The 5,531-nt window shown below is 51.0% G+C and carries 5 protein-coding genes and 1 rRNA gene; 1 reads left to right on the top strand and 5 read right to left on the bottom strand.

Annotated features, from left to right (window positions below; translation table 11 throughout):
- Window positions 1-90 precede the first annotated feature (90 nt).
- The 3 genes from aceA to metA all read right to left on the bottom strand — a co-directional run bounded on the left by aceA (window position 91) and on the right by metA (window position 4,224).
- On the bottom strand, window positions 91-1,395 hold the full coding sequence (aceA, locus tag FEK47_RS24895) for an isocitrate lyase (protein WP_000857849.1): 1,305 nt from the start codon (window positions 1,393-1,395) through the stop codon (window positions 91-93).
- 29 nt (window positions 1,396-1,424) lie between these two features.
- Window positions 1,425-3,026 (bottom strand): malate synthase A, encoded by a 1,602-nt coding sequence (gene aceB, locus FEK47_RS24890; protein ID WP_135486819.1) that lies wholly within the window; start codon window positions 3,024-3,026, stop codon window positions 1,425-1,427.
- Window positions 3,027-3,294: 268 nt separating this feature from the next.
- Complete coding sequence (metA, locus tag FEK47_RS24885) at window positions 3,295-4,224, bottom strand: homoserine O-succinyltransferase (RefSeq protein WP_135486820.1); 930 nt, start codon at window positions 4,222-4,224, stop codon at window positions 3,295-3,297.
- 156 nt (window positions 4,225-4,380) lie between these two features.
- Here metA and FEK47_RS24880 point away from each other — a divergent pair, with 156 nt between their 5' ends.
- Entirely contained in the window at window positions 4,381-4,824 is a 444-nt protein-coding gene (locus FEK47_RS24880) for an acetyltransferase (protein ID WP_135486821.1), read from the top strand.
- Between the two features lie 63 nt (window positions 4,825-4,887).
- On the opposite strand, the gene FEK47_RS24875 is transcribed toward FEK47_RS24880, so the two are convergent.
- Window positions 4,888-5,271: a YjaA family stress response protein gene (locus tag FEK47_RS24875; protein ID WP_135486822.1), complete on the bottom strand. Its 384-nt coding sequence runs from the start codon at window positions 5,269-5,271 to the stop codon at window positions 4,888-4,890.
- 76 nt (window positions 5,272-5,347) lie between these two features.
- Window positions 5,348-5,463, bottom strand: a 5S ribosomal RNA gene (gene rrf, locus FEK47_RS24870).
- Window positions 5,464-5,531: the final 68 nt, after the last annotated feature.

The raw sequence follows: 5,531 nt of genomic DNA, 5'->3' as shown, positions 1-5,531 counted from the left end.
TAAGACGCGCAAGCGTCGCATCAGGCGTTGATTGGCGGATGCGACGTGAACGCCTTATCCGGCCTACAGTCAGCAACATTTGTAGGTTGCTTAGAACTGCGATTCTTCGGTGGAGCCGGTCAGCGCGGTAACTGACGACGTGCCGCCCTGAATAATGGTCGTCACTTTATCGAAATAACCTGTACCCACTTCCTGCTGGTGAGAAACGAAGGTGTAGCCATCTTTCGCGGCAGCGAATTCCGGCTGCTGCACTTTCTCAACGTAATGCTTCATGCCCTCGCCCTGCGCATAGGCGTTTGCCAGGTCGAACATGTTGAACCACATGCTGTGGATGCCTGCCAGGGTGATGAACTGGAACTTGTAACCCATATCCGACAGCTGCTGCTGGAAGCTGGCAATAGTTTTGTCGTCGAGGTTTTTCTGCCAGTTGAACGACGGCGAGCAGTTATAAGCCAGCAGTTTGCCCGGATATTTCGCGTGGATGGCTTGTGCAAAGCGACGCGCCAGTTCCAGGTCTGGCGTGGAGGTTTCACACCATACCAGGTCAGCATACGGCGCATACGCCAGGCCGCGGCTGATCGCTTGTTCAATACCTGCATGAGTACGGAAGAAACCTTCGTTGGTGCGCTCGCCGGTAATAAATTCGCTATCATACGGGTCGCAATCGGAGGTAATCAGATCCGCCGCATCGGCATCGGTACGAGCAACCAGCAGGGTTGGAACGCCCGTCACGTCGGCAGCCAGACGCGCAGCGACCAGTTTCTGAATAGCTTCCTGAGTTGGTACCAGCACTTTGCCGCCCATATGACCGCATTTTTTCACGGACGCCAGCTGATCTTCGAAGTGAACTGCCGCTGCACCGGCTTCAATCATCGCTTTCATCAGTTCAAAGGCATTCAGGACACCGCCAAAACCGGCTTCCGCATCGGCAACAATCGGCAGGAAGTAATCGACATAGCGCGGATCGCCCGGCTCAATGCCTGCAGACCACTGGATCTGATCGGCACGACGGAAGGTGTTGTTGATCCGCTCCACCACAGCTGGCACCGAGTTTGCCGGATAGAGCGACTGATCCGGATACATGCTGGCCGCCAGGTTAGCGTCCGCCGCAACCTGCCAGCCAGACAGGTAGACCGCTTCAATGCCCGCTTTCGCCTGTTGCAGCGCCTGACCGCCAGTCAGTGCACCGAGGCTGTTGATGTAGCCTTTTTTCGACTCACCGTGCAGCAGACGCCACATTTTCGCCGCGCCCAGCTGCGCCAGCGTGCATTCCGGATTGACTGAACCGCGTAATTTCACCACATCTTCCGCGCTGTACGGGCGAGTAATGCCTTCCCAACGCGGTTGAGTCCACTCTTTCTGTAATTCTTCAATTTGTTGTGTACGGGTTTTCATGTGCAGATGCTCCATAGTTATGTGGTGGTTTACGCTAACAGGCGGTAGCCTGGCAGGGTCAGGAAATCAATTAACTCATCGGAAGTGGTGATCTGTTCCATCAAGCGTGCGGCATCGTCAAAACGCCCCTGGGAGAAACGTTCTTCGCCCAGTTCGCTGGCAATGACTTTCATCTCTTCGCCCAGCATCTGGCGGAACAAGGCTTTGGTCACCGGTTTGCCATTGCTCAACGTTTTTTGATGATGGATCCACTGCCAGATCGAGGTACGGGAAATTTCAGCCGTCGCCGCATCTTCCATCAGGCCATAAATCGGCACGCAGCCGTTGCCGGAGATCCACGCTTCGATGTACTGCACAGCCACGCGAATGTTGGCGCGCATACCTTCTTCGGTGCGTTCACCGTCACAAGGTGCCAGCAGCTGATCGGCAGTAATCGGCGCGTCTTGTTCGCGCATCACTTCAAGCTGATTTTTACGGGAACCGAGGATGTCGTTGAATACCGCCATTGCCGTGTCAGCAAGGCCAGGATGTGCGATCCACGTGCCATCGTGACCGTTATTGGCTTCCAGCGCTTTATCCGCTTTCACTTTGTTGAGAACCTGGTTATTGCGTTCTTCATCTTTGCTCGGAATAAACGCCGCCATGCCGCCCATCGCAAAAGCACCGCGTTTATGGCAGGTTTTAATCAACAGGCGTGAGTAAGCATTCAGGAAGGGTTTATCCATCGTCACTGCCTGTCTGTCTGGCAGGACGCGATCGGGATAGTTTTTCAACGTTTTGATATAACTGAAGATGTAATCCCAGCGACCGCAGTTCAGACCAACAATATGGTCACGCAGCGCGTGAAGGATTTCGTCCATCTGGAACACGGCAGGCAGCGTTTCAATCAGCAACGTCGCCTTGATAGTGCCGCGTGGCAGATTAAAGCGATCTTCTGCATAGCTGAAGACTTCGCTCCACCAGGCCGCTTCCTGCCAGGACTGGGTTTTCGGCAGATAGAAATAGGGACCGCTGCCCTTTGCCAACAGTGCCTGATAGTTGTGGAAGAAATAGAGCGCAAAATCAAACAGGCTACCGGGGATTGCCTCACCACGCCAGGTGACATGTTTTTCCGGCAAGTGCAGACCGCGTACCCGACAAATCAAAACCGCTGGATTGGGCTTGAGCTGATAAATTTTGCCTGCTTCATTGGTATAGCTGATGGTGCCGTTAACTGCATCACGCAGGTTAATTTGCCCGTCGATCACTTTGTTCCAGTCTGGTGCCAGTGAATCTTCGAAATCGGCCATAAAGACTTTCACATTGGCGTTGAGCGCGTTGATCACCATCTTGCGCTCTACGGGTCCGGTAATCTCTACGCGACGATCTTCTAAGTCCGCAGGAATCCCACGAATTTTCCAGTCAGCATCACGAATGGAAGCTGTTTCCGAAATAAAATCAGGCAACGTTCCGTTATCAATATCTTGCTGCTGCTGAATGCGCGCTGCCAGAAGTTTATTGCGTTGTGGCATAAAATGCGTCACCAGCTCAGTCAGAAATTCTACCGCTTCGGCAGTAAGAATTTGCTTCTCCTGCTCGCCATACGGCCTTGTGAAAGCCAGTTCATCGGTTGTTGTTGCCTGTTCAGTCATCGTGCAGCTCCTCGTCATGGATCCGAAAACTTCCCCACTGTGAACGAAGGATCGTTGTGCGCTTTTCGTTCAGCACAACTAAGACTACTCATTTAAAAATCAAAATCAAAAACAATTTCCATTTTAATTAAAAATACTTAATAACTTATTGATAACAATATAAATAAAATTTATTCACCTGCTTAGGTGCGTTTCGGAAATAAAAAAGGCACCCGAAGGTGCCTGAGGTAAGGTGCTGAATCGCTTAACGATCGACTATCACAGAAGATTAATCCAGCGTAGGATTCATACGGCGTAGATCGTATGGCGTGATCTGGTAGACGTAATAGTTGAGCCAGTTGGTAAACAGCAAATTACCGTGACTACGCCAGCTCGCTCGCGGTGTATTTTGCGGATCATTGTGCGGGAAATAGTTATACGGTACATCCGGGTCTAGTCCGGCTTCCACATCGCGGAAATATTCCTGCGCCAGCGTTTGCGCATCATATTCGGGATGGCCCGTCACAAAGGCAATGCGCTTATCTTTGCTGGCAAACAGATATGCATCCCCTTCTTCCGTCTCTGCCAGAATTTCCAGATCGGTGTAATCACGAATCAACGCTGCCGGAAAGTCAGCATAGCGCGAATGCGGTGCCAGGAATGAATCATCAAAGCCACGCGTCAGAAGCGCATGAGGATGGAGAATATGATGCTCGTAAACGCCAGAGAGTTTGTCGGTGCGGGTTTGCTTAGGAATGCCGTAGAGGATATTGAGCGCGGCCTGTACCGCCCAGCAGACAAACAGCGTCGAGGTGACGTGATCTTTCGACCACTCCAGCACCTGTTTGATCTGCGGCCAGTAAGCGACATCATTAAACTCCACCAGACCCAGCGGCGCACCGGTGACTATCAGGCCGTCAAAGTTCTGTTCCTGAATATCTTCAAAGTTGCAGTAGAAGTTGTTTAGATGCTCTGCGGGCGTGTTGCGCGATTCACGGGAATCGATGCGCAACAGCTGAATATCGACCTGTAAAGGCGAGTTTGAAAGCAGGCGTAAGAACTGATTTTCAGTTTCGATCTTCTTCGGCATCAGGTTAAGGATAAGCACCTTTAGCGGACGAATTTCCTGACCAGACGCGCGAGAAGTTGTCATCACAAAAACGTTTTCTTCACGCAAGAAATTGACGGCGGGTAGCTCGTCCGGCACACGAATCGGCATAACCTGATTACCTCACTACATACGCTTATACGTTTAGACATCCAGATAGCTGAAGATAACCAGAAAATTTGCCAATGTCGAGCCTGCATGTTGAAGGTGAGAAAGTTTCAAGGAAAAGGCTACGTTAGAATATAAGAATGACTAAAAGGAGAGAAAATGGTTATTAGTATTCGCCGCTCACGGCATGAGGAATGGGAGGAACTCGTTGCGATTTGGTGTCGTTCTGTCGATGCCACCCACGATTTTTTATCAGCGGAGTATCGGGCCGAGCTGGAAGAGCTGGTGCGTTCCTTTCTGCCGGAAGCACCGTTGTGGGTCGCGGTTAATGAGCGGGATCAGCCGGTTGGGTTTATGTTGTTAAGTGGGCAGCATATGGATGCGCTGTTTATCGATCCTGATGTGCGCGGCTGCGGCGTGGGTAGGATGCTGGTGAAACATGCGCTCTCAATGGCACCGGAACTGACAACCAACGTTAATGAACAAAATGCACAGGCGGTAGGGTTCTATAAGAAGATGGGCTTTAAGGTTACCGGGCGTTCTGAGGTGGACGATTTGGGGAAACCGTATCCGTTGCTGAATCTGGCGTATGTGGGGGCGTAGGCGATTTTTTTCTCATCCCGGTGGGCTGAACTTCAGGTTTCGTACCCACCAATGGTGACACAATTATTTCTGCTTAAGCATTGCCATGACCGCACTATCACTGAGCACCACAGATTGCGCATGGATATGGAACTGGCGATATTTCATTGACGTTGCGCCAGCGACCACTTCATGAAGAATGCGTTCCTCAACCTGTGACAAACCTCCCTCATTCATTTCCAGCGCGCTCACAACGATATCCATACGTTTTGCTGGCAAAAAAGAATGCCAGGTTGAACGTGGGTGGAGTTGCAGAACAAGATCTTGCAGAGCTTTTTCTGCAACAAAGAAATTGGCGATTAACAGGCGCTGGTTACTGAAGGCAGCCTCTCCTGACACTTCACGTTTGCTTTCAAGATCGCGAACAGTAATTTGATTACGATGGATTTGAATATACAGGACTGACATGAGATTCCCTTCATCATGCAAATAATTGATATGCAAAAAACCCCGGCCTTATGGACCGGGGTTTTTCTAATTTGATGCCTGGCAGTTCCCTACTCTCGCATGGGGAGACCCCACACTACCATCGGCGCTACGGCGTTTCACTTCTGAGTTCGGCATGGGGTCAGGTGGGACCACCGCGCTACGGCCGCCAGGCAAATTCTGTTTTATTAACCCGCTTATCGCCGGTTAATTTAATCTGTTATCAAGCTTACTTATTGATG

Origin of the sequence: Escherichia sp. E3659, from assembly GCF_005781135.1 — a bacterium.
GTDB lineage: Bacteria > Pseudomonadota > Gammaproteobacteria > Enterobacterales > Enterobacteriaceae > Escherichia.
This window is presented reverse-complemented; position numbering and strand designations above follow the sequence as displayed.